We start from the raw sequence: 21,633 nt of genomic DNA, 5'->3' as shown, positions 1-21,633 counted from the left end.
GCTCAGTCCGCCTTGATGTTGGCGGCCTTGATGACCTTGTCCCACTGCGCGATGTCCTTGCGCAGGAAGCTGGCGAACTCGGCGGGCGTGTTGCCGATGATGTCCAGGCCCCAGGTCTTGAACTTTTCCTGCATCTCGGGCTCCTTGAGGATCTCGGCGACCGCGCCATGCAGGCGGTTGATGGCCGGCGCCGGCGTGCCGGCCGGCGCCATCAGGCCCAGCCAGGGCATGGCTTCATAGCCCTTGAGGCCGGACTCGGCCACCGTGGGCAGATCGGGCAAGGTGGCCGAGCGCCGCGCCGTGGTCACGGCCAGCGCGCGCAGCTTGCCGGCTTTGACGAACGGGCCCGACGAGCCCCAGGCATCGAACATCACATCGACCTGGCCCGCGACCATGTCGATCAGCGCCGGGCCGCTGCCCTTGTAGGGGATATGCACCAGGAAGGCCTGGCCCATGTTCTTGAACAGCTCCATCTCCAGGTGCGTCGAGGTGCCCATGCCGGTCGAGCCGTAGTTGAGCTTGCCCGGGTTCTGGCGCGCATAGGCCAGCAGTTCGCCGACGTTCTTCACCGGCAGCTTGGGATTGATGGCCAGCACATGCACCACCGACGCCACCTGCGTCACGGGCGCGAAGCTCTTGATCGCGTCGTAGCCGACCTTTTCATAGAGCAACGGCGCGGTGCCCACCGAGGACGCCGCGAGCAGCAGCGTGTAGCCGTCGGCGGGCGCGCGCGCCACGGTGTCCGAAGCCAGCACCGTGCCCGCGCCGGGGCGGTTGTCGACGATGACCGGCTGCCCCAGGCGTTGGGCCATCTTCTCGGCCAGCGCGCGCGCCAGCAGATCGGTGACGCCGCCCGGCGGGAAGGGCAGCACCATGCGCACCGGCTTGGAAGGATAGTCCTGGGCCTGGGCCAGGCCGGGCGTGGCAAGCGTCGCCAGCGTGGCGCCGGCAAGCAGCGCAGATACCAGGCGGCGGCGGATCGAAAGGCGGTGGCTCATGCTGTCTCCTCTTGGGGTTGGAATTGTGCGGCCGGCGCCAGGGCCTGGCCGGCTTGCGGCTTCACCAGTACCAGCGCATCGAGCGCGTCGGCGCCCTGGCCCTGTGCGCGCACCTGCAGCGGGTTGATCTCGACGTCCTGCACTTGATCGCGCAAGGCCCAGGCGGCGTCGCCCAGCGCGGCAATGGCGGCGCAGGCGGCGTCGACATCGGCCACCGGCCGGCCACGGAAGCCATCGAGCAGCGGCCAGGCCTTGAGCGACTGCAGCATCGCGCGCACCATGGGCGCATCGACCGGCAGCAGCCGGTGCGCGACGTCGCGGTAGAGCTCGGTCAGCACGCCGCCCAGGCCCACGGTGAGCGCCGGGCCGAACACCGGGTCGTGCGTGACGCCCGCGATCAGCTCGGCCACGCCGCCCGTCGCCATGGGCTGCACCAGCAGTCCGTCGATGCGCGCATCCGGGTCGTATTCCCGTGCCGATTGCAGGATCTGCGTGGCGGCGCTGCGCACCGCGGCCGCATCGGCGAGCGCCAGGCGCACGCCGCCGGCCTCGGTCTTGTGCGCGATGTCGGCGCTGAGGATCTTCAGCACCACCGGATAGCCGATCTGCGCAGCCCGCGCAACCGCGCCTTCGGCATCGTGCGCCACCAATCCGGTGAGCGAAGGCACGCCATGACCCGCGAGCAGTTGCTTGGTGTCGAATTCATTGAGGCGCGCGGGCAGGGCGGGCACGGCCACGCGCGGCTGTGCCTGCTGGCGCTGGCGCAGCGCGGCCCACTCGGCGGTGGCCTGCTGGCGCGCCAGCCACAGGCAAAAGGGCGCGAGCGCCTGGGTGCAGCGCGCGAGATCGTCGAATACCGGCACGCCGGCCGCACTCAGGCGCGCGCGGCACTGCGCCTCGCCGGTGTCGAGCGCGACAAACAGCCGCGGATGCTGTGCGCAGACCTCGAGCAGCGGGTCGGCCATGCGGTCGAGCAGATAACCGGGCGCCGCGACCACCACGGTGTCGATGTCCGCGCATTGCGCCAGCGCCTCGAACACGGTGCGCACGAAACCCGGGGAATTGACGATGTTGCCCGTGACGTCGACGGGATTGCTGACCATGCCGTAGTCGGGCACGCCGGCGCGCAGCAGCGCCTGCAATTCGGCGGGCAGTGTCGGCACTTCGAGGCCGGCAAGCGTCAGCTTGTCGGCGAGGATCGCGCCCACGGCGCCCGACATGGTGACGATGGCCACGCGCCGGCCGCCCGCGCGCGCGCGAAAGCCGCTCAGGTAGCCCAGGTCGGCCATGTGGGCGAAATCCTGGCCGCGGATCACGTTGAGCTGGTCGAAGCTCGCGCGGTACACCGCCAGATCGCCGGCCAGCGCCGAGGTGTGCGACTGCACCGCCTCGGAGCCTTTCTCGGTCTCGCCGGCCTTGTAGATCACCAGCGGCTTGCGCTGCGCCGCCAACGCCAGCGCGGCATCGATGAAGCGCGCGCCGTCGCGCAGCTGCTCGACATAGCCCAGCACGCAGTCGGTGCCTGGGTCCTGCGCGAGGTATTCGAGGTATTGCGCGTACTCCAGCGTGGCTTCGTTGCCGGTGTTGATGAAGTGGCTCACCGGCACGCCGCGCCGGCGCACCAGGCCGAACACCGCCGAGCAGACATTGCCGCTTTGCGTCAGGATGCTCACGCGCCCCGGTTCGGTCTGCGCCGGCACGTTGACGAAGATCGACGCAAACGCGGTATAGGCCTGCAGGTTGAGATTCGCAAAGCCCATGCAGTTGGGGCCGGCCACGGCCATGCCGCTGCGCGCCACGAAGGCCTCGAGTTCGCGCTGCAGCGCGGCTCCGGCAGCGCCGGCTTCGGCAAAGCCCGCGGCATAGACAATGGCCGCGCGGATGCCGCACCGGTGGCAGCGCTCGAGCATGGACAGCACTTCGTCGGCGGCAATCGCCAGCACCGCGAGATCGGGCACGGCGGGCAGCGACTCGACATCCCGGTAGCAGCGGTTGCCGAACACTTCGGCGTATTTCGGGTTGATCGGATACACCTCGCCCGCATAGCCAAAGCGCTGCAGCAGATCGAGCGGCATGCCGCCGATGCGCGCCGGGTTGCTGCTCGCGCCGATCAGCGCAATCGAGCGCGGCGCCAGCAGCGGCGCGAGGGCGTGAGTCGATGCGGCGTTCATGCCTTGGCTCCCTGGATGGCCGTGGCCAGCCCGGCCTCCTTGGTCTGGCGGTATTCCTCGCTCACATGGCTCAGCTGGTGCACATCGAAATGCGCCGACAGCGCCTGGCGCATGCCTTGCACATCCATCGAACGGTTCAGCGACTTCTTCAGCAGCTGCATGGCAAACGGTGGCGCCTTGGCAATGCGTTCGGCCAGCGCCAGCGTGTCGGCCGCAAGGCGCTCGCGCGCCACCACGCGGTTGACCATGCCGTATTCGCGCGCCTGCTGCGCCGTGAGGCGCTCGCCCGTGAACAGCAGTTCCTTGGCCTGGCGCAGCCCCAGCACCCAGGGGTGGATCAGCACCTCGAGCGAGGCCGCGCCCATGGTGTGGGTCACCGGGTCGGAGAAAAACGCATCGTCCGAGGCCACGATCAGATCGCACATGTTGGCCAGCATCAGGCCCGCGGCGATGCAGCCGCCCTGGACCTGGGCAATGGTGGGCTTGGGGAAGTCCCAGATGCGCAGGCAGTAGCTGAAGTAGCGCTGCTCCTCATAGGCCCAGCGCTCCTCGACGCTGAACCCGGCGCGCTCGGCCTGGGCCTGCTTGAGGTCATGCCCGGCCGAGAAATGCGGGCCCGCGGCGGCCAGCACCACCACCCGCGTGGCGGCATCGCGGCGCGCGCTGTCGAAGGCCGCATCGAGTTCGTCGAGCATCTGCTGGCTTTGCGCATTGCGCATCTCGGGGCGGTTCAGGGTGATGCGGCGGACCGGGCCGAGCTGCTCGGTCAGGAGGTTCGAAGTACTCATGGCAATCCTTTGTCTGGAGCCACGATGATCCCGATAAGATGTCCACCGAGCGAGATCAAATTGAGGAAAATCCTATATGGTGAGCAAAACTAGTGAAACTCCGGGGGCGCAGAACATGCGCCGTTCCCTGCTGGTGCTGCGCGTGCTGGGCCGGCACCAGGAGGAGGGCATCAGCGTCACCGATGTCATTGCCCAGACGCAGCTCGAGCGCTCCACCGCGCACCGGCTGCTGACCTGCCTGGTCGAGGAGCGCTTTGCCGAACGCGACCCGCTCACGCGCCGCTATCGCCTGGGCATCGATGCCATGCAGATGGGCCTGGCCTCGCTGCGGCGCGCACCGCTGGTGGCCTCCTACCAGCCGCTGATGCAGCGCCTGGCGCGCACCTCGGGCGACACGGTCTACCTGCTGGTGCGCCAGGGCGACTACACCATCTGCCTGCACCGCGAAGACGGGCCGTACCCGGTCAAGGTGTTCAGCACCCGGGTCGGCGACGCGCGCGTGCTGGGCGTGGGCGTCGGCGGCATGGCGATCCTGGCGGGCCTGGCCGATGAGGATGTGCAGCGCATCCACGCGCAGCACCAGGCGGCATTCGATGCCGCGGGCCTGGGCGACGCCGCGTTCCGCCGCACGATCGCGCGCACGCGGCGCAGCGGCTGCGCCGAAATGCTCGATACCGTGACACCTGGCGTGGGCGGGGTCGGCATGGCCATTGCCAACGCCGAAGGCGCGCCCTTCGCGGCGATCTCGATTGCATCGATCCAGCCGCGCATGCAGGCGCCGCGGCGCGCCGAACTCGCGGCACTGCTGGCGCGTGAGCTGTCGGCCGGCAGCGGCGGCTGTTAACCATCTGTCACACGCCTTCCTCTTGCGCGCCTGCGGCTGCGTATAGACTGCTGCGCATGATGCTGGACTACAACCCTGAAGATTTGGACGTCACTATCTCCGAGTTGCTGGTGGCGACCAGCGACTCCGCCGACCCCGAACTGCCCGCGGCGGTGCCCGAGGTACTCCGCCTCATCCGTGCCAAGCTGAACATGGATGTGGCCTTCGTCTCCGAGATCACCGACGGTACGCGCACCTTCAAGGCCGTCGACAGCATGCCGGGCTTCACGCCGCAGCTCGAAGCCGGCATGTCGGGCCCGGCGGAAAAGAGCTGGTGCCAGTTTGTGGTCGAAGGCCGGCTGCCCGAGGTCATGCGCGATGCGGCGCCGTTTGTCGCCTCGGGCCAGGCACCCGACCCGGGCTTTGCGATTGGCACGCACCTGAGCACCCCGGTGCGGCGTGCCGATGGTTCGGTGTATGGCACGCTGTGCTGCTTCAGCCGCGGCGTGAAAGCCGACACCGATATCGATCTGCTGCGGCGCACGGCCAACGTGCTGGCGGCCAAGCTGGGCACGCCGCCGGCGGCCGCCCCGGCCTAGCTCAAAGCAGCGCCGCCAGTGTCAGCCAGAAGTTCCAGCCCTCGGCCCGGTTGCGCGCGCCCCACTCGTGGTAGATCTTGGCGTTCACGTAATACCGAAGCCCGCCCAGCTCGAACAAGCTGCCGGCCTGCGGGCCGATGCCGTTGATGCGCGACTTGTCGTGGCCCAGGTAGGCGCCGCTGCCTGAATCGCCCGCGAGCTGGCGGTGAAAGTAGCCCACCAGCCCGACATGCGCATAGGGCGTGACGAGATACGACGCGGCCCAGTCGAGATGCGCATTCCTGCCGCTGCGGAAATCCTTGTCCGGGTTGCGGCCATACTCGGTCACGCCCCCGACCAGCGAAAACTCCAGGCGCCGCTGGGCGTTGAAATAGGTATACCCGGCGCCCAGGTCCACGCCGCGGCGGTTCTCGCCGACATTGGCGAGCCGGCTGGCGCTGTACGAGCCCGTGGGCAGCACGCCCGACACATACGCCAGGTAGTTGTGCGCGCCGTCGTTCCATTTGAGGTTGGCGTTCGGATAGAGATCGGCCGCTCCCGAGCGCGCGTCGCTTTGCGAGCCTGATGACGACAAGCCCCCGGGCAGCGTGTAGGTGACATTGATCTTCGAGCGCGAGCGGCCCGCGCCAATGCCCAGCCCGATCGCGGGACGCGCGCCCAGCACGCGGGTTTCAAAGGTGTAGGTGGGCATGAAAAGCAGCACATTGGTCGCGCCCTTGGCATCCGTGGTGAGCCGCGTGCCCGGTGCCGGTTCGCGCGCGTCCGTGGCATCGACATCGAGACGCACATAGACCAGCGGCAACGACCAGCCGGGCGCATTGGCCACGGCAGCCATGCTGCCCAGCTGCCCCGGCCGCCAGAAGCTCAAGCCGATTTCATTGGCATTGGCACACGGGGCCATGGCCCCGAGGAACAGGGCGCCCCAGAGGCGGGCACATGGCTTCATGCGGATCTCCTTCGCGGCAGACATGGGGATGGGGGCTTCAAGCCCTTGTTATTGGATGTAGGTCGTCTCCTACGTCAGCGTAACAGGTATCGCAGCTTTTTGTTACATCGAAATTACGTAGTGCCGTGCCGCGCGCCTACGGCCCGGGCCTGCCGGTGCGCCTGGCGGGCCCGTCATTCCCTGTGTGTGCGAGGGGCAGCGCCGGCGGTGGGCCCCGCACAATGTGTTGCAGTGTTGATATATGGCGCCGGCGGCCATTGCAGCAGCCGACGCGACCAGGGCCTGGCTCCACAGCGTCATTGACTGCTGCAGTCCGGCCTGGGTGCACTGGACTCAGCGCGCCACAGCGGGCCGCTGTAGATGCCAGTCGGTGGCCTGCTGGTAGAGACAACCGACATCGATCAGGCGCTGCTCTTCGAGATGCGGAGCGATCAGTTGCATGCCCAGGGGAAGGGCATTGTCCGGACTGAAGCCCACCGGTACCGTCAGCGTGGGCACCCCCAGATGCGTGAACGGCAGATTGAAGACGGGCGAGCCCGTGGCGCCAATGCCCGCGGGAGCGGTGCCCAGCGCCGTGGGCGTGACAAGGATGTCGGCCTCGGCGAAGGCCTGCGCGAACGCAATGCGGTAGTCGTTGCGCACCGACTGGGCCTGCAGATACTGGTCCGCCGTGATTTTCAGTCCCTCGGCGATGAACGCCTGCAGGCTGGGATCGAACAATTCGCCCCGGGTCTTGAAGGTTTCGGCGTGGTAGCTCGCGACTTCGGCCTGCATGGTCAGCTGCTGGGCCTGGGCCGACGCCGCGAAGCCGCGCGGCGCCTTGACGCTTACCACGCGCACGCCGGCGCCGCGCAGCTCGGCCAGGGCCTGCATCATCGCGGCCAGGCTGGCGTTTTCGGCCGCGGCGAAATAGGCGTCTTCGAGGATGCCTATGGTGTAGTCGTTCTGGCTGCGGATGCTCAGCGGCTGATGCGGCAGATAGCGCGTGGCCTCGTCCGTCGGGTCCGGGCCCGACAGCGCGTTGTAGACCAGCGCCGCGTCCTCCACGCTGTGCGTGAACGCGCCCACATGGTCCAGGCTGCGGCCGCAGGGATAGACGCCGGTCTTGCTGATGCGGCCGTAGGTGGCCTTGAGCGCGCTCACGCCATTGAAGGCCGCGGGCCGCGAGATCGAGCCCGCGGTCTGCGTGCCCAGCGTGAACAAGGCCATGCGCGCGCCCATGGCCGCGGCCGAGCCGCTGCTCGATCCACCGGGCGTGTGGCCCGGGTGCCAGGCGTTGGTCGTGGGCGGCGGGTTGCCCAGGTTGGCAAACTCGGTGGTGGTGGTCTTGCCCAGCAGGATGGCATCGTGGGCCTTCAAGGTCTTGATGACCGTTGCATCCTCATCCGGGATATGGCCCTGCAGGACCTTGGAGCCGGCTTCGGTGGCGATGCCCGCGGTGCAGATGATGTCCTTGGCGCCATAGGGAATGCCGAACAGCGGCGGCAGCTCCCGCAGCGCGCCCAGCTTCTGGTCGAGCGCGCGCGCATGGGCCCTGGCGTCTTCGAGCCGCAGCCGCTTCCAGGCCTTCACCTGCGGCTCGGCGGCCGCGATGTTCTGCACGTATTCCTCGAGCAGTTCCGAAGGGCTGATGCGCTTTTCCTGAAGAAGCGCGCGGGCGGCCGTGAGCGTGCTGGGTGAGGTCATGGTTCGGGTCCTTGGTGGATGGCACTGCAGTCTTACTTCGCGGCGACCACGCTTTGCGTGAACGTGCCTTGGACGATGTCCGCGTAGTGCATGTCGGTCTTGATGTTGCCGACGAACTTCTGCATGTCGATCGCCGTCTTGAACGCCTTCTCGGTGATCTGCACATTGGCCGGATAGACATTGCTGTCGAGCATGCGCTGCACCGCGGCGTTGACCACGGCGCCATCGAGCGAGGCGAACTCCTTGCGCGCCACGGCCTTGGCCTTGTCGGGGTTGGCGTGCATGAACTTCAGCGAATCGTTGATGGCTTGCACGAAGCGGCCGACCAGCGCCGGGTTCTTGTCGATCAGCTGCTGCGAGGTGTTGATGGTCGAGAACGCGTACTCAGGGTACTCGGCCGTGAAGGCGTGGACCACCTTCATGCCCTGCGCGATGCCTTGCTCGACCTGCGGCTGGTAGGCGACGCTGAAGTCCGACTGGCCGGCCAGCACCGGGCCCAGTTCGGAGCCGTTCTGGACTTCGGTCACGGTGACATCGGCCTTGTCTTTGAGCTGGTTGGCGATCAGGAACTTCTTGAGCAGCGTGTTGGAGGTGCCGGGGGCCAGGCCCACGGTGATCTTCCTGCCCTTCATGTCCGACGGCTTCTCGTAGGCCACGTCCTTGCGCGCCAGGATCCAGACGGGCGCGCTGTTGGCCACGGCGCTCACGGCCTTGGCTTTGCCGCCGCGCTCCTGCGCAAAGCCCACATGTTCGGGGCCGTGCACCGAGAACTGGGCTTCGCCCGCGAGCACCGAAGCCAGCGCCGTCGGGCCCGAGCCCGCGGAGCGCACCACCGGTACGTCAATGTGGTATTTCCTGAAAATCCCCTCGTGCTTGGCGACATAGACCGGGAGATACAGCAGGCTGTGGAAGGCCTCGGTCACGAGCACCTTGTCGGCCGGCTTATCCGTCTGCGCCATCGCCGCCTGGGAAACTCCGAAAGCAATCAAGCTGCTGACGACGATCTTGGCAAGAACTTTCATTTTCAACCTTTCAGTGCTGTTTACTTGGAATTCCAGGGAAGGATGTTTTTCTCGACGCGCGCGACGAGGGCATAAAGCGTCACGGCCACGAGCATGAGCATCATGATTCCGACCCAGACGGCATTCAGGTTGAACAGATTGCCGGAGACGAAAATCATGCGGCCCAGCCCCTTGTCGGAAGCAATGAACTCGCCGCCGATCTCGGCAATCAGCGCAAAGCCGATATTCAGGCGGAAGGAGGCAATGATCCAGGGCAGGGTGGCGGGAATCACCAGTTTCAGGAAGATCAGGCGTTGGGTGGCGCCCAGCGAGCGCATCAGATTCACCAGGCTGGAATCGATCTGGTGCGTGCCCTGGTAGGCCGACAGCAGCGACACGATAAAGGTCGCGACAAAAGCCAGCGCCACCTTGGACAGCATGCCCGAGCCGAACCAGATGATGATCATCGGCGCGAGCGCGATTTTCGGCAGGCCGTTGAGCGCGACAAAGAACGGATCGAGAATGCGCGCGATATAGGGAAAGCACCACAGCAGCAGGCCGCAGAACGCGCCCGACAGGCTGCCGACGAGAAAACCAATCAAGGTGGCCTCGACGGTGGCATAGGTGTCCTGCCAGAGCTGCCCGGTTTCCATCAGGCGCACGGCCTCCTGGTAAATGCCCGCGGGCGAACCCATCAGAAACGCGTTGATCGCGCCCTGGTCGGCGGCGATTTGCCAGGCCGCCAGCATGGCGGCAATCATCGCAATGCGCAGCAGATTGGCGATCCAGAAACTGCTTTTCCATTGGAAGCGCCGGCGCTTTTTCGCGGGAGGCTTGACGGCCTGTGCCTTGGCTGTGACGGGCTGGCTCGAAGCCGTCGTTGCGGCAATGGCGGCGGAGTGAGTGGCTGCTGTCATCGCGTTACCGTCCAATCTGTATATCGAGGTCGGCCCAGATGGCATCGAAGAACTTCGAGTACCGCGGGTCGTTGCGTGCCTTGAGGCAGGAGGCGTGTTCGCGCGCCAGGCCGATGTCGTAGATTTTCTTGACCGAAGTCGGGCGCTGGGTCATGACCGCCACGCGGTCCGACATTGCAATCGCTTCGCCGATATCGTGGGTGATCAGCACCACGGTTTTGCCCGACTCGCGCAATATCGACACGATCTCCTCTTCGAGCACCAGGCGCGTCTGGTAATCGAGTGCCGAAAACGGTTCGTCGAGCAAAATGATGTCGGGGTCGGTGATCAGCGTCCGAATCAACGCCACGCGCTGGCGCATGCCACCCGACAAGGTATGCGGATAGGCGTTGGCGAAATCCGCGAGCCCGTATTTGTGCAGATATTCGAGCGCCTTCTTCTTGCGGATATCGCTGGGTATGCCTTCGATTTCCAGGCCCAGCACCACATTCTCCAGAATCGTGCGCCACGGGAACAGCAGGTCGCGCTGCAGCATGTAGCCGATATTCGTGCCCACGCGCTTGTAGTTCATCTTGCGGTGGACGATCTCGCCACTGCTGGGTGCCAGCAGATTGGAGATGATGTTGAACATCGTGGTTTTGCCGCAGCCGCTGGGCCCGACGATGCTGATGAATTCCGCTTCGCGGACTTCCAGGGTGATATCCCTGATGACTTCGACTTCGTTGCCTTCGGCATCTTCGAAAGTCTTTTTCACTTTCTGCAAGGAGAAGGCCACTTGCGCGTCGGCAACTGCCGGATGCTGCTCCAGAATTTCCATGTGCTCTCCCGGATAAACGTCAGATTCACAATCGTTCCGGGCAGGTATCAGCAAGTGGTGTGCCAGCTTTTTCCAAATAAATGCCGCCGGTCTGCTGTGCCGCCGCACCAACAGCGCGCAAATGCAGCTTCGGGCACATCCCCGATGGTGCACTTGTGCGGCACTGGGCACCAGACCGGGCAGCCGGGCTTGGTGGCGGTCTGCCGGCCATGCGCGCGGGACTGTGCAGGACAGCGCCGATTGCTCTACGATCGGGGGCTGGCTGCATCCATGGTCCAGCCATGGGGGCGAACCCGACGCAGGCCGAAGGGCCGCCGGACTGTGACCCTGACCCCGGCCTTGGATGGCCCCTGGAGCTTTAGTGAATGATTTGCCCGAATCCATTGCGCACGATGTAGCCGCGGTGGCCCGTATCAGTGCCGTGCCTTCGATCCTGCGCATCATCTGCGACAACACCGGCATGCGCTTTGCGGCCGTGGCGCGTGTCACCGATGGCACCTGGACGGCCTGCGCGGTAGAGGACCACATCGCGTTCGGCCTGCTGCCAGGTGGCCAGCTCGATGTGCACACCACGCTGTGCAAGGAGTCGCGGGCCGCAGGCATGCCCGTGTCTTTCGACCATGCCAGCGAGGACGCGCGTTACCGCGACCACCACACTCCGCGCATCTACAACATCCAGAGCTATATCTCGGTGCCCATCATCCGGCCGGACGGCAGCTACTTTGGCAACCTGTGTGCGATCGATCCCAGTCCGAACATGGTGTCGGATGCCAAGACCATAGGCATGTTCCAGAACTTTGCCGAGCTGATCGGGCGGCAGCTGGTGCTCGAGCAGCGGCACGAGGAAACCGAGAAGGCCTTGCACGACTCGCGCCAGGCCACCGAACTGCGCGACCAGTTCATTGCCGTGCTCGGCCACGACCTGCGCAACCCGGTGGCGTCCATGCGGGCGATCAGCGAAACCATGCTGCGGCGCCAGGACGCGGAGATGCTGAAGTACGGCGCCCGATTGCGCGCCAATGCGCGGCGCATGGCGCGGCTCATCGACGATGTGCTGGATCTGGCGCGCGGCCGCATGGGCTCCGGCATGGGCGTCGACATCGTGCCGCTCACCGATCTCGAGCCCCGGTTGAGGGAAGTGGTCGCAGAGCTCAGGGACTCCCATGCCGCGTGGAACATCATCGAGAACTACGCTGTCGGCGAGGCGGTGGAGTGCGATCTGGGCCGGGTGCAGCAACTGGTGTCGAATCTGCTGGGCAACGCCCTGGCTTATGGCGACCCCGCCCAGGCCGTGACGGTGAATGCGAAGGTGGACGGCAACTGGCTGGAGCTGTCGGTGTGCAATGCCGGCACCCCCATTGCCCCGTCATGCCTGGCGAGAATCTTCGAGCCCTACTGGCGCCCCGCGGAAAGCAAGCCCGGCGGCGGCCTGGGGCTGGGCCTGCATATCTGCGCGATGATCGTGAAAGCGCACGACGGCACCTTGCATGTCAGCTCGTCCGCCGAGGCCGGCACCTGTTTCACCGCGCGCCTGCCGGTGCGCAAGGGCGTGACGGCCATCGCGTGAGCTCGGCAGGGCAGGGCTGCCCGGCTGGTTCACTGCCCGATGGCGCCCGCGCCGCCCAGCTGCGCCACCACCGGCTTCCACTTGGCCGCTTCGGCCTTCACATACGCCGAAGCTGCGGCGTCGCCGATATGCAGATCGGCAAAGATGCCCTGTTCGGCCAGCGTGGCGGCCATGGCCGGCGTGCCCATCACCACGCGCGTGGCGTCGGCCAGCGCCTTTTTCACTGCCGCGGGCGTGCCGCGCGGCACGGCCACCACATTCCACAGGCTGGCCTCGAAGGGCGCGGCGAGCTCGGCGGATTCGGCAATGGTGGGAATGTCGGCAGCGAGCGTGAGGCGCTGCGCCGTTGCCACGCCAACGATATGCATGCGCCCGCTGCGGTGGAAGGGCAGCATCACGCCCAGCGTGCCGACCGCCATCTCGATGGCGCCGCCCATCAGGTCCTGCATGGCCGGGCCCGTGCCCTTGTAGGGGATATGCAGCAGCGGCGCGCCGGTCAGCTGCTTGAAGCGCTCGACCGCGACATGCATCAGCGTGCCGGTGCCGGGCGAGCCGTAGTTGTATTTGCCCGGGTTGTGTTTGGCCGCAATCACCAGGGACTTGAGCGTCTTGGGCATCGATGGGCCGACCGCAAACGCCACCGGCGCGCCGCCCAGCACGGCGATGTAGTCGAAGTCGTCGGCGGCGCTGTAGCGCGGCCGGGCTTCGGTGAGGTTGTAGAGCGCATGCGTCGAGGCGGTCGCAAACAGCAGGCTGTAGCCGTCGGCAGCACTGTTTTTCACATCAAGGCTGCCCAGCGTGCCCGAGGCACCGCCCTTGTTCTCGACGATCACGGTCTGGCCCAGCTGCTTGCCCAGCGCCTCGGCATAGAAGCGCGCAAAGCTGTCGACCGGCCCGCCCGGAGGAAACGGCACGACCAGGCGCAGGGTGCGCGCCGGCCAGGCCTGGGCCCGGGCCGGCAGCGTGGCGGCGAAAGTGGCGGCGCTGGAAGCTTGCAGAAAGTCGCGGCGGTGCATGGTAACTCCTGGATTCGCCAGCCGGCAGGCGCTGGGGTGGGGGATCTTGGTGGGGGAGCTCATTTTTCGCGCGGGACGTTCATGCTTCGACAAGCTCAGCACGAACGGTTTGGGCTCAGCACGAACGGTGGGGGCTCAGCACGAACGGTGGGGGCCCAGCATGAACGGTGGGGGCTCCGCACGAACGGTGGGGCCGACCAGGTGCGATGGCCGGCCCTTGCGGCTTCAGAGGCCGCGTTCGCGCAGCGCCTGGGCCTGGCGCTCGATGAGCCGGCCCAGTTCGGCCATGTCGATGGCGCCCAGCACCGGGCCCGGACGGCGCACATAGGCCGAGCGGATCGCGCCGCGGCGCCGCAGCGTTTCCTTGCGCAGCGCCAGGCCCAGGCCGTACTGGAATTCATGGCGCAGCAGCGGCAGGTAGAGGTTGTAGAGGTCCTCGGCTTCGTCGGCGCGGCCCTGGTCGAACAGCGCGCAGGCCTGCACCAGCATCTCGGGATAGGCAAAGCCGGTCATGGCGCCGTCGGCGCCGCGCAGCATTTCCTGCGGCAGGAACAGGCCGCCATTGCCCACCAGGATGCTGATGCGCCGGCGGCCCGCATCGGCGCTTTGCGTGCGCAGTTCGCTGAGCTTGCGCATGCCGGGAAAGTCCTCGTGCTTGAGCATCACCACCTGCGGGAAGTCGTCGATCAGCTGCAGGATCACGCCCACCGACATGTGCACGCCCGTGACCTGCGGAAAGTCCTGCAGGCAGATCGGGATGTCCGGGCCCAGCAGCCTGGCCATGGTCGCGAAGTAGTGGTAGACCTGCTCGTCGGTCTTGAGGTTGGCGACCGGCGCCAGCATCACGCCGGCCGCGCCCTGGTCCATGGCGGTTTTCGCCAGGCGCTCGACATGGCGGTTCGAGGCATGGCTCACGCCCACCACCACCGGCACGCGGCCATCGATGCGTCCCAGCACGCGGTCCATCACCGCCAGCGTTTCCGCTTCGGTGAGCTTGGGCGCCTCGCCCATCATGCCGAGGATGGTGAAGCCCGTCACGCCCTTGTCGAGGTAGAAGTCGGTCAGGCTGTCGCAGCTGTCGAGGTCGAGTTCGCCGCTGTCGGTGAACGGCGTGGCGGCAATGATGTAGACGCCCTTGGACGTCTCGCTGATCTTTTCGGGGTACATCGGTTTCCTTTGGTGCGACGGTTTCGGGAACGGGTTCAGCGGCTGGCGCGGCGGTGTTCGAGCCGGCCGAGCCAGCGCGTCAGCGGCCACAGCAGCGCGAGGTACATCAGCGCCGCCAGCATCACCGGCGAGGGGTTGTAGACCAGCGACTGCGCATCGCGCGCGGCGCGCAGCAGCTCGGGCATGGCCACCACGCTGGCAATGCTGGTCAGCTTGACGACCTCGATGCTGTTGCCGACCAGATCGGGCAGCACGTTGCGCACGGCCTGCGGAATCAGCACCAGCCGCACGGCCTGGGCGCGCGTGAGCCCGGTCGAGCGCGCGGCTTCCATCTGGCCGCGCGCCACGCCTTCGAGCCCGGCGCGGAACACCTCGGCGTAGTAGCTCGCGTTGTTGAGCACGAAAGCCAGCGCCACCGCGGCGACCTTGCCCAGCTCCAGGCCCAGGAACGGGCCGCCGAAGTAAATCAGGATCAGCAGCACCAGCGGCGGGAACGCGCGAAAGAAGTCGATATAGCCAATCAGGCTCCAGCGCAGCCAGCGCCGGCGCGACTGCGTCAGGGCCAGGGCCAGCGCCAGGCCCGCGGCCGCGCCCAGCGGAATCACCAGCGCCGACAGCCAGATCGTGGTCCACAGGCCGTTCAGCAGGTGCGGAAACACCTGCGCGTAGACCTCGAGGTTGAAGAAGTTCTGTATCAGGCTTTCCACGGCTCACCTCTGCTGCCAGTGTTGTTCGAGCCAGCGCGAGAGCGCGACCAGCGGCAGGAACACGACCAGATAGGCGCCCGCGGCCATCATCAGCGGCGTGGGGTTGCCGGCGTAGCTGCTCGCGCCCTGGGCGTTGTTGAGGATCTCGTTGAGCGCCACCACCGAGCCCAGCGCGGTGTTCTTGGTGATCGAGATCACGCGGTTGGTGAGCGGCGGCAGCGCGCGGCGCAGCGCCTGCGGCAGCACCACCAGCCGCATGGCCTGGGGCCAGCGCAGGCCGGTGGAGCGCGCGGCCTCGAGCTGGCCGCCGGGCACGGCCGAGATGCCGGCCCAGATGCTTTCCTCGGCATAGGCGGCCAGCACCAGCGACAGCGACAGCCAGGTCACGGCAAACGCCGACAGCGGCAGGCCCAGCGCGGGCAGCCCGAAATACAGCACGATCAGCACCACCAGCGGCGGCAGCGAACGCATGATGTCGGCAAACGCGATGATGGGCAGCGCCAGCGCGCGCCGGCCCAGCGCGCGCACCAGTGCCAGCAGCAGGCCCAGCAGCGTGCCGGTGACGACCACGGCCAGGCCGACGCCTATCGTCACCAGCGCGCCGGAAGCAATGACCGGCCAGTACTGGCGCGCGACTTCCGGATTGAAGAAGGTGAACAGGAAACCGCTGTCTGCGAGCGTCATGGACGTTGGCTCCCGTAGCGCGCGAGAAAGCTCTGCGTGCGCGGCTCGCGCGGGTGCTCGAACAGCTCGGCGGCCGTACCCTGCTCGACCACGACGCCGCCATCCATGAACACCACGCGGTCGGCCGCGGCATGCGCAAACGCCATCTCGTGCGTGACCACCAGCATGGTCATGCCGCGCTGGCGCAGGTCGCGCATCACGTTGAGCACGTCTTCGACCAGCTCGGGGTCGAGCGCGCTGGTGGGCTCGTCAAACAGGATCACCTGCGGCTTGAGCGCCACGGCGCGTGCGATGCCCACGCGCTGCTGCTGGCCGCCCGAGAGTTCGCCGGGATAAGCGCGCGCCTTGGCCCCGAGGCCGACCTGCTCGAGCGCCTGCTGCGCCAGCGCCTGGGCTTCGGCCTTGGAGCGACGCTGCACGTTGCGCAGCGCAAGCGCCACGTTGTCGAGCGCCGTGAGGTGCGGGTAGAGGTTGAATTGCTGAAAAACCATGCCCACGTCCTGGCGCAGGCGGTTGATGTCCACCGTGGGCGAGGTCACCTGGTGGCCGTTGGCCAGGATGGAGCCGCCGGTCGGGGTTTCGAGCAGATTGCAACAGCGCAGCATGGTGCTCTTGCCCGAGCCCGATGGCCCGATCACGCAGACCAGCTCGCCGGCGTTGACCTTCAGGTCCACGCCGCGCAGCACCACGTTGCTGCCATAGGACTTGTGCAGCCCGGAGATTTCCAGCATGGCCATCAGGCGCACTTCGGCGTCACGGGGGTGGCGTCGTAGCCTTCGGTGCCGGGCACGCCGGTGCCGGGGGCGATCTTCACCGCGGCGTCGTCGGCGCCGGGCTGGAAGCCGAACCACTTGACGGCCAGCTTGGCAATGGTGCCGTCCTGCTTCATGCACTTGAGCGCGTTCGAGGCCGCGTCGCGCCCGGCCTTGTCGTCGGCGCGAAATGGCAGCGCCCAGACCAGACCGGTCTTGATGGTGTAGCTGGTCTTGAGATTCGGGTTTTGCTTGGCGGCCCAGGCGACCACCGTGGTGCCGGCCAGGTTGTAGTCGGCGCGGCCCGATTGCACGGCCTGCACCGCATCGGCATTAGCGCCGTAGACATCGAACTTGAAGCCGTATCTGGCGGCGTTGTCGCGCGCCCAGCCTTCGTAGTTCGAGCCCTTGTTGACGGCAAGGGTCTTGCCCTTGAGATCCTCGAGCCGGGTGACGGCCGGCGCGGCCTTGGTGCCGAGGAAGGTGTAGTCGGTGTCGAGATAGCCTTCGGTGAACAGCAGCGATTTGGCGCGCTCGGGCGTCACCGTGACCGGCGCCACCAGGAAGTCATAGCGCTTGCTGTTGAGGCCGGGCACCAAGCCCGAGAACTCGGCGCCCTCGATCTCGATCTTGCGGCCCAGGCGCTTGGCGAGTTCCTCGCCGAGATCGACGTTGAAGCCCTGCACGCCGCCGCCGAGCTTGGCCATGGCGTGGGGCGCGAAGGTGGCGTCGACGGCGCTGCGCAGCGGCGCCTGGGCCAGGGCGGCGCTGCTGGCAAGGCACAGCAGCGACAGGGAAATGCGGGTGGGCGTGGATTTCATGGCGAAACTCGTGAAGGAATCAAAAACAGGGGAGGGGTGTCAGTGGCGGCGCTTGAGCCCGACGAGTTCGCTCAAGCGGCCGCGCTCGGGCGAGGGCGCGCTCTGGCGGGCCAGCGGTTCGGGCCGGCCGCGCGCAAGGTAGTGGCCCGTGCCGCGCTCGACCTGCAGCTGGTTGTCCTGCACCACGCAGCGGCCGCGGCTGAACACCGTCTCGGGCCAGCCCTGCAGCACGCGGCCCTCGTAGGGCGTGTAGCCGACGTTGTCATGCAGCATCGCGGCGCTGACCTCGACGCGGCGCTCGGGATTCCACAGCACCAGGTCGGCATCGGCGCCCACGGCAATCGCGCCCTTGCGCGGCGCCAGCCCGTACATGTGCGCATGGTTGGTGGCGGTGAGCGCGACGAATTCCTCGATGCTGATGCGGCCGGCCATCACGCCTTCGGAAAACAGCAGTGGCAGGCGCAGCTCGATGCCCGGCACGCCATTGGCCATTTCCTTGAAGGTCGTGGCGTCGCCCTTGGGCAGCTTGCCGCTCGCGTCGAAGCGGTAGGGCGCGTGGTCGGACGAGTACACGCCCAGCGTGCCATCCTTGAGGCCGTCCCAGACCGCGGCCTGCGAATCGGCGTCGCGCGGCGGCGGGCTGCAGCAGAACTTCGCGCCCTCGACTCCGGGAAGGTCGCTGTCGCTGGCTTCGAGAAACAGGTACTGCGGGCAGCTTTCGGCATATACCGCGGCGCCCAGGCGGCGCGCATTGCGGATCACGTCCACGGTCTCGCGGCCCGCGACATGCACGATCAGCACCGGCACATCGGCCAGACGCGCCAGGGCAATCGCGCGGTGCGTGGCTTCCGACTCGGCGAGCTGGTCGTGCGCCACCGCATGGAACTTGGGCGCGGTGTGGCCGCGTTCGAGCAGCCGGTGCGCGATCCAGCGGATCATGTCGTGGTTCTCGGCGTGCATCATGACCAGTGCGCCTTGCTCGCCGGCCACGGCCATCACCTCGAGCAGCTGGTAATCGTCGAGCTTGAGCTTGTCGTAGGTCATGTAGACCTTGAGCGAGGTGATGCCATCGCGTATCACCTGCGGCAGATGCTCGCGCAGCGCGGTCTCGTCGGGGTTGGTGAGGATCAGGTGAAAGCCGTAGTCGATCACCGCCTTCTCGGCCGCGCGCTTGGCGTAGGCCGCGACGACCTCGGGAATGCTGTCGCCGCGGTGCTGGGCCGCGAACGACAAGATGGTGGTGGTGCCGCCAAACGCCGCGGACACCGTGCCCGAGTAGAAGTCGTCGGCGCACATCACGCCCATGCCCGAGAGCTGCTCGATATGGCAGTGGCTGTCGATGCCGCCGGGCAGCACCCAGCGGCCGCTGGCGTCGACGTCGCGCGTGCCCGCGGGCAGGCTGGGCGCGATCTCGACGATCACGCCGTCGCGCACGCCGATGTCGGCCGAGAAGCTGCCGTCGGCATTGCTGATGCGGCCGTTGCGTATCGTCAGGTCAAAAGAAGATGAGGTCATGGCTGGGACTAGAAAGTGCCGGGGTAGGAACCCCCGTCAAGAAGCAAGTTCTGCGCCGTGATGAAGCCGGCCTGCACGCTGCACAGGAAGGCGCAAGCATCGCCGAACTCCTCTGGCCGGCCGAAGCGCCCGGCGGGGTTGGCGGCGCGCCGGCGCGCCAGCACTTCGCCTTCGGGCAGGCCGTTGTCCGCGGCCCACTGGCGCGCGGTTTCCAGCAGCCGGTCGGTCTCGAACGGGCCGGGCAGCAGGTTGTTGATGGTGACGTTGTGCGCGACATGCGTGCGCGCGATGCCGGCGACAAAGCCGGTGAGCCCGGAGCGCGCGCCATTCGACAGGCCCAGGATGTCGATCGGCGCCTTCACGGCCGACGAGGTGATGTTGACGATGCGGCCAAAGCGCCGCGCCGCCATGCCGTCGAGCGTGAGACGGATCATCTCGATCGGTGCCAGCATGTTGGCGTCCAGCGCCGCGATCCAGGTGGCGCGGTCCCAGTCGCGGAAATGGCCGGGCTTGGGGCCGCCGGCATTGTTCACCAGGATGTCGGGCGCGGGGTGGGCGGCCAGCGCCGCGGCACGGCCTTCAGGCGTGGTGATGTCGGCGACCACCGCATGCACCGTCACGCCATGCGTGCGGCGGATCTGCGCGGCGGTGTCTTCGAGCGCTTCACGGCCGCGCGCCAGCAGCGTCAGGTGCACGCCTTCGGCGGCCAGCGACTCGGCGCAGGCCCGGCCCAGGCCGCGGCTCGACGCGCAGACCAGCGCGTGGCGGCCTTCGATGCCGAGCTTCATGCCGACACCCCGCCAGAGCGGTGGGCGGCGCCGGTTTCAGCGGGACAAAAAGCCGGGGTGGACGGCGTGGAGTGCAGCATGGAGGACGGCCTTGAATGCGTTGGTATGGCATTCATTATTCCGACCACCCCCCGGCATGTCGCGTGAAACTTTGGCCGTCGTCATTAACATCGTGTTAATGGCTTTGCGTGGAAACCCGAAACCCCTCGCGCTCCATCACGCGCTGCAGCACCTCGACGAAGGCCTGCGCGGGCTGCGACATCGGTTCGGTGCGCAGCCGCACCAAAGTGGCCTTGAGCACGGGTGCGTTGAGCATCGGACGCACCACGAACTTGCTGGCCGCCCAGCTGCTGGCCGAGAACTCGTCGACCAGCGCAATGCCCGCGCCGGCCTGCACCAGCGCGCACGCGTTCTGCGGCGAGCCGGCCTCGATCGAGGCGCGCACCGTCTCGCCGCTGTCGGCGAACAGCGCATGCACCATCGCGCCAAACGGCGACTCGCGGTCATAGCCAATCAAGGGGAAGGGCAGCAGATCGGCCACGCTCAGCGTCGCGCGCCGCGCCAGCGGATGGTTGTAGGGGCAGATGCAGACCAGCCGCCCGCTGCCCAGCTCCTCCATCTCCAGATTCGGATGGATCACCGGGAGAATCGTCACCGCCAGGTCGGCCTGGCGGTTGAGCAGGCGCTCGGTCAGCGGCGCGTGGCCCAGGTACTGGAAGGTCAGCTTGACCTGCGGATTGCTGTGGCGGAACTCGGCCATGGCCAGCGGGATCACGGCCTGGCCGACGCTCGGGCTGGCGACCAGGTTCAGTATGCCTTCCTGGTGTTCGCTGAGTTCGCGCGCCAGTTCGTTGACGCGCTTGACGCCCGCATAGACCTGCTCGACCTCGTGGAACAGCTTCTTGGCCTCGGGCGTGGCAAACAGCCGGCCGCGGATGCGCTCGAACAGCGGAAACCCGACGCGCGCCTCGGTATGCGACAGCAGCCGGCTCACCGCGGGCTGCGAGACAAACAGCAGTTGCGCCGCGCCGCGGATCGAGCCGGTGATCATGACGGCGCGGAAAACTTCGATCTGGCGGAGGTTGAAGCTCATGGGGAAATGCGCAGGTAGATAACAAGGTGTTAATCATGACGCATGAATTGGCAAGTGTCGAAGTCGGCTGGCGCTTCTACACTGCCAAGCCTATCCAGCTCCCACGAGGCAGCCCATGCGCGACACGCTTTACGTCATCAATCCCAACAGCAGCCAGGCCGTCACCGCCGGCATCGACAGCGCGCTGGCGCGGCTGCGCCGGCCCGGCGGCGTGCGCATCGAATGCGTGACGCTGGCCGACGGACCGCCGGGCGTGCAGACGCAGCAGGATGTGGACCGCGCGGCGCTGTCGGTGCTGGCCTTCGCGCAGCAGCACCAGGACCGGGCCGCGGGCTTCGTCACCGCCTGCTTCAGCGACCCGGGCCTGCAGATGCTGCGCGAGCTGCGCGGCGTGCTGTCGCTGGGCATCAGCGAATGTGGCGCGCTCACGGCCATGACGCTGGGCCAGCGTTTGGGCGTGATTGCCATCTTGCAGGGCTCGATAGCCCGCCACTGGCGCAACTGGGGCGCGATGGGCATTGCCCAGCGCGTCGCGGGCGAGGTCGCGATCGGCCGCGGCGTGAGTGAACTCTCCGACCATGCGGCAACGCTCGAGGCCATGGTTGCGGCCGGCAAGCGCCTGCGCGACGAGCACGGCGCGGATGTGCTGCTGATGGGCTGCGCCGGCATGGCCGCGTTTCGCGCGCCGCTCGAAGACGCGACCGGCCTGCGCGTGGTCGAACCCACGCAGGCCGCGGTCGCCATGGCCCTGGGCCGCATTCAACTCGACTGGTGAAC

Annotated in this window: 21 protein-coding genes; 4 read left to right on the top strand and 17 right to left on the bottom strand. The window is 67.3% G+C overall.

From position 1 onward, the window contains the following. Positions 1–2: 2 nt before the first annotated feature. The 3 genes from HUK68_RS20245 to HUK68_RS20235 are packed head-to-tail and all read right to left on the bottom strand — an operon-like array spanning position 3 to position 3,957. Positions 3–998: a Bug family tripartite tricarboxylate transporter substrate binding protein gene (locus tag HUK68_RS20245; RefSeq protein ID WP_244146408.1), complete on the bottom strand. Its 996-nt coding sequence runs from the start codon at positions 996–998 to the stop codon at positions 3–5. Next, a complete protein-coding gene (locus tag HUK68_RS20240) occupies positions 995–3,169 on the bottom strand; it encodes an acetate--CoA ligase family protein (RefSeq protein WP_175506058.1) in 2,175 nt (724 codons plus the stop codon). Before HUK68_RS20240 ends, HUK68_RS20245 begins: the two co-directional genes overlap by 4 nt. After that, a complete protein-coding gene (locus HUK68_RS20235) occupies positions 3,166–3,957 on the bottom strand; it encodes an enoyl-CoA hydratase (RefSeq protein WP_175506057.1) in 792 nt (263 codons plus the stop codon). Before HUK68_RS20235 ends, HUK68_RS20240 begins: the two co-directional genes overlap by 4 nt. 115 nt (positions 3,958–4,072) lie before the next feature. Here HUK68_RS20235 and HUK68_RS20230 point away from each other — a divergent pair, with 115 nt between their 5' ends. After that, the gene (locus tag HUK68_RS20230; protein WP_175506056.1) at positions 4,073–4,801 is read left to right on the top strand and encodes an IclR family transcriptional regulator; all 729 of its coding nucleotides are present in this window, start codon (positions 4,073–4,075) and stop codon (positions 4,799–4,801) included. An 83-nt stretch (positions 4,802–4,884) separates the two neighbouring features. Continuing rightward, positions 4,885–5,379, top strand: a complete 495-nt coding sequence (locus HUK68_RS20225; protein ID WP_244146407.1) for a GAF domain-containing protein — start codon at positions 4,885–4,887, stop codon at positions 5,377–5,379. Position 5,380: 1 nt separating this feature from the next. Here HUK68_RS20225 and HUK68_RS20220 read toward each other — a convergent pair whose 3' ends face one another. From HUK68_RS20220 to HUK68_RS20200, 5 genes are all read right to left on the bottom strand, one after another. After that, positions 5,381–6,325, bottom strand: coding sequence for a SphA family protein (locus tag HUK68_RS20220; RefSeq protein ID WP_175506054.1), 945 nt, complete (start codon positions 6,323–6,325; stop codon positions 5,381–5,383). 333 nt (positions 6,326–6,658) lie between these two features. Next, on the bottom strand, positions 6,659–8,011 hold the full coding sequence (locus HUK68_RS20215) for an amidase (protein ID WP_175506053.1): 1,353 nt from the start codon (positions 8,009–8,011) through the stop codon (positions 6,659–6,661). A gap of 32 nt (positions 8,012–8,043) precedes the next feature. Then, positions 8,044–9,033 carry an ABC transporter substrate-binding protein gene (locus tag HUK68_RS20210; RefSeq protein ID WP_175506052.1) on the bottom strand — a complete coding sequence of 330 codons (990 nt, stop codon included), beginning with the start codon at positions 9,031–9,033 and terminating at the stop codon, positions 8,044–8,046. Between the two features lie 20 nt (positions 9,034–9,053). Next, the gene (locus HUK68_RS20205; RefSeq protein WP_175506051.1) at positions 9,054–9,929 is read right to left on the bottom strand and encodes an ABC transporter permease; all 876 of its coding nucleotides are present in this window, start codon (positions 9,927–9,929) and stop codon (positions 9,054–9,056) included. Between the two features lie 4 nt (positions 9,930–9,933). After that, complete coding sequence (locus HUK68_RS20200; RefSeq protein WP_175506050.1) at positions 9,934–10,746, bottom strand: ABC transporter ATP-binding protein; 813 nt, start codon at positions 10,744–10,746, stop codon at positions 9,934–9,936. 361 nt (positions 10,747–11,107) lie between these two features. On the opposite strand from HUK68_RS20200, the gene HUK68_RS20195 reads away from it, so the two are divergent. Then, positions 11,108–12,313, top strand: a complete 1,206-nt coding sequence (locus tag HUK68_RS20195) for a GAF domain-containing sensor histidine kinase (RefSeq protein ID WP_244146406.1) — start codon at positions 11,108–11,110, stop codon at positions 12,311–12,313. A 29-nt stretch (positions 12,314–12,342) separates the two neighbouring features. Here HUK68_RS20195 and HUK68_RS20190 read toward each other — a convergent pair whose 3' ends face one another. The 9 genes from HUK68_RS20190 to HUK68_RS20150 form a co-directional block, all read right to left on the bottom strand. Next, positions 12,343–13,329, bottom strand: a complete 987-nt coding sequence (locus HUK68_RS20190; protein WP_175506048.1) for a Bug family tripartite tricarboxylate transporter substrate binding protein — start codon at positions 13,327–13,329, stop codon at positions 12,343–12,345. Positions 13,330–13,554: 225 nt separating this feature from the next. Then, positions 13,555–14,496, bottom strand: coding sequence for a dihydrodipicolinate synthase family protein (locus tag HUK68_RS20185; protein WP_175506047.1), 942 nt, complete (start codon positions 14,494–14,496; stop codon positions 13,555–13,557). Between the two features lie 35 nt (positions 14,497–14,531). Then, a complete protein-coding gene (locus HUK68_RS20180; protein WP_175506046.1) occupies positions 14,532–15,203 on the bottom strand; it encodes an amino acid ABC transporter permease in 672 nt (223 codons plus the stop codon). A 3-nt stretch (positions 15,204–15,206) separates the two neighbouring features. Continuing rightward, positions 15,207–15,887 (bottom strand): amino acid ABC transporter permease, encoded by a 681-nt coding sequence (locus HUK68_RS20175; protein WP_175506045.1) that lies wholly within the window; start codon positions 15,885–15,887, stop codon positions 15,207–15,209. After that, positions 15,884–16,624 (bottom strand): amino acid ABC transporter ATP-binding protein, encoded by a 741-nt coding sequence (locus HUK68_RS20170; protein ID WP_279614320.1) that lies wholly within the window; start codon positions 16,622–16,624, stop codon positions 15,884–15,886. Before HUK68_RS20170 ends, HUK68_RS20175 begins: the two co-directional genes overlap by 4 nt. Next, positions 16,624–17,460 (bottom strand): transporter substrate-binding domain-containing protein, encoded by an 837-nt coding sequence (locus HUK68_RS20165; protein WP_175506043.1) that lies wholly within the window; start codon positions 17,458–17,460, stop codon positions 16,624–16,626. The genes HUK68_RS20170 and HUK68_RS20165 overlap by 1 nt, the downstream gene beginning before the upstream one ends. Before the next feature lie 39 nt (positions 17,461–17,499). Beyond that, a complete protein-coding gene (gene hydA / locus HUK68_RS20160) occupies positions 17,500–18,975 on the bottom strand; it encodes a dihydropyrimidinase (RefSeq protein ID WP_175506042.1) in 1,476 nt (491 codons plus the stop codon). A gap of 8 nt (positions 18,976–18,983) precedes the next feature. After that, positions 18,984–19,763 (bottom strand): SDR family oxidoreductase, encoded by a 780-nt coding sequence (locus HUK68_RS20155; protein ID WP_175506041.1) that lies wholly within the window; start codon positions 19,761–19,763, stop codon positions 18,984–18,986. A gap of 175 nt (positions 19,764–19,938) precedes the next feature. Then, the gene (locus HUK68_RS20150; RefSeq protein ID WP_175506040.1) at positions 19,939–20,856 is read right to left on the bottom strand and encodes a LysR substrate-binding domain-containing protein; all 918 of its coding nucleotides are present in this window, start codon (positions 20,854–20,856) and stop codon (positions 19,939–19,941) included. A 115-nt stretch (positions 20,857–20,971) separates the two neighbouring features. On the opposite strand from HUK68_RS20150, the gene HUK68_RS20145 reads away from it, so the two are divergent. Further along, positions 20,972–21,631, top strand: a complete 660-nt coding sequence (locus HUK68_RS20145; protein WP_175506039.1) for an aspartate/glutamate racemase family protein — start codon at positions 20,972–20,974, stop codon at positions 21,629–21,631. Positions 21,632–21,633: the final 2 nt, after the last annotated feature.

It is taken from the genome of Comamonas antarctica (assembly GCF_013363755.1).
Classification (GTDB): Bacteria; Pseudomonadota; Gammaproteobacteria; order Burkholderiales; family Burkholderiaceae_C; genus Comamonas; species Comamonas antarctica.
The sequence above is the reverse complement of the archived record's forward strand: the minus strand, read 5'-3'. Positions and strand labels throughout refer to the sequence as shown.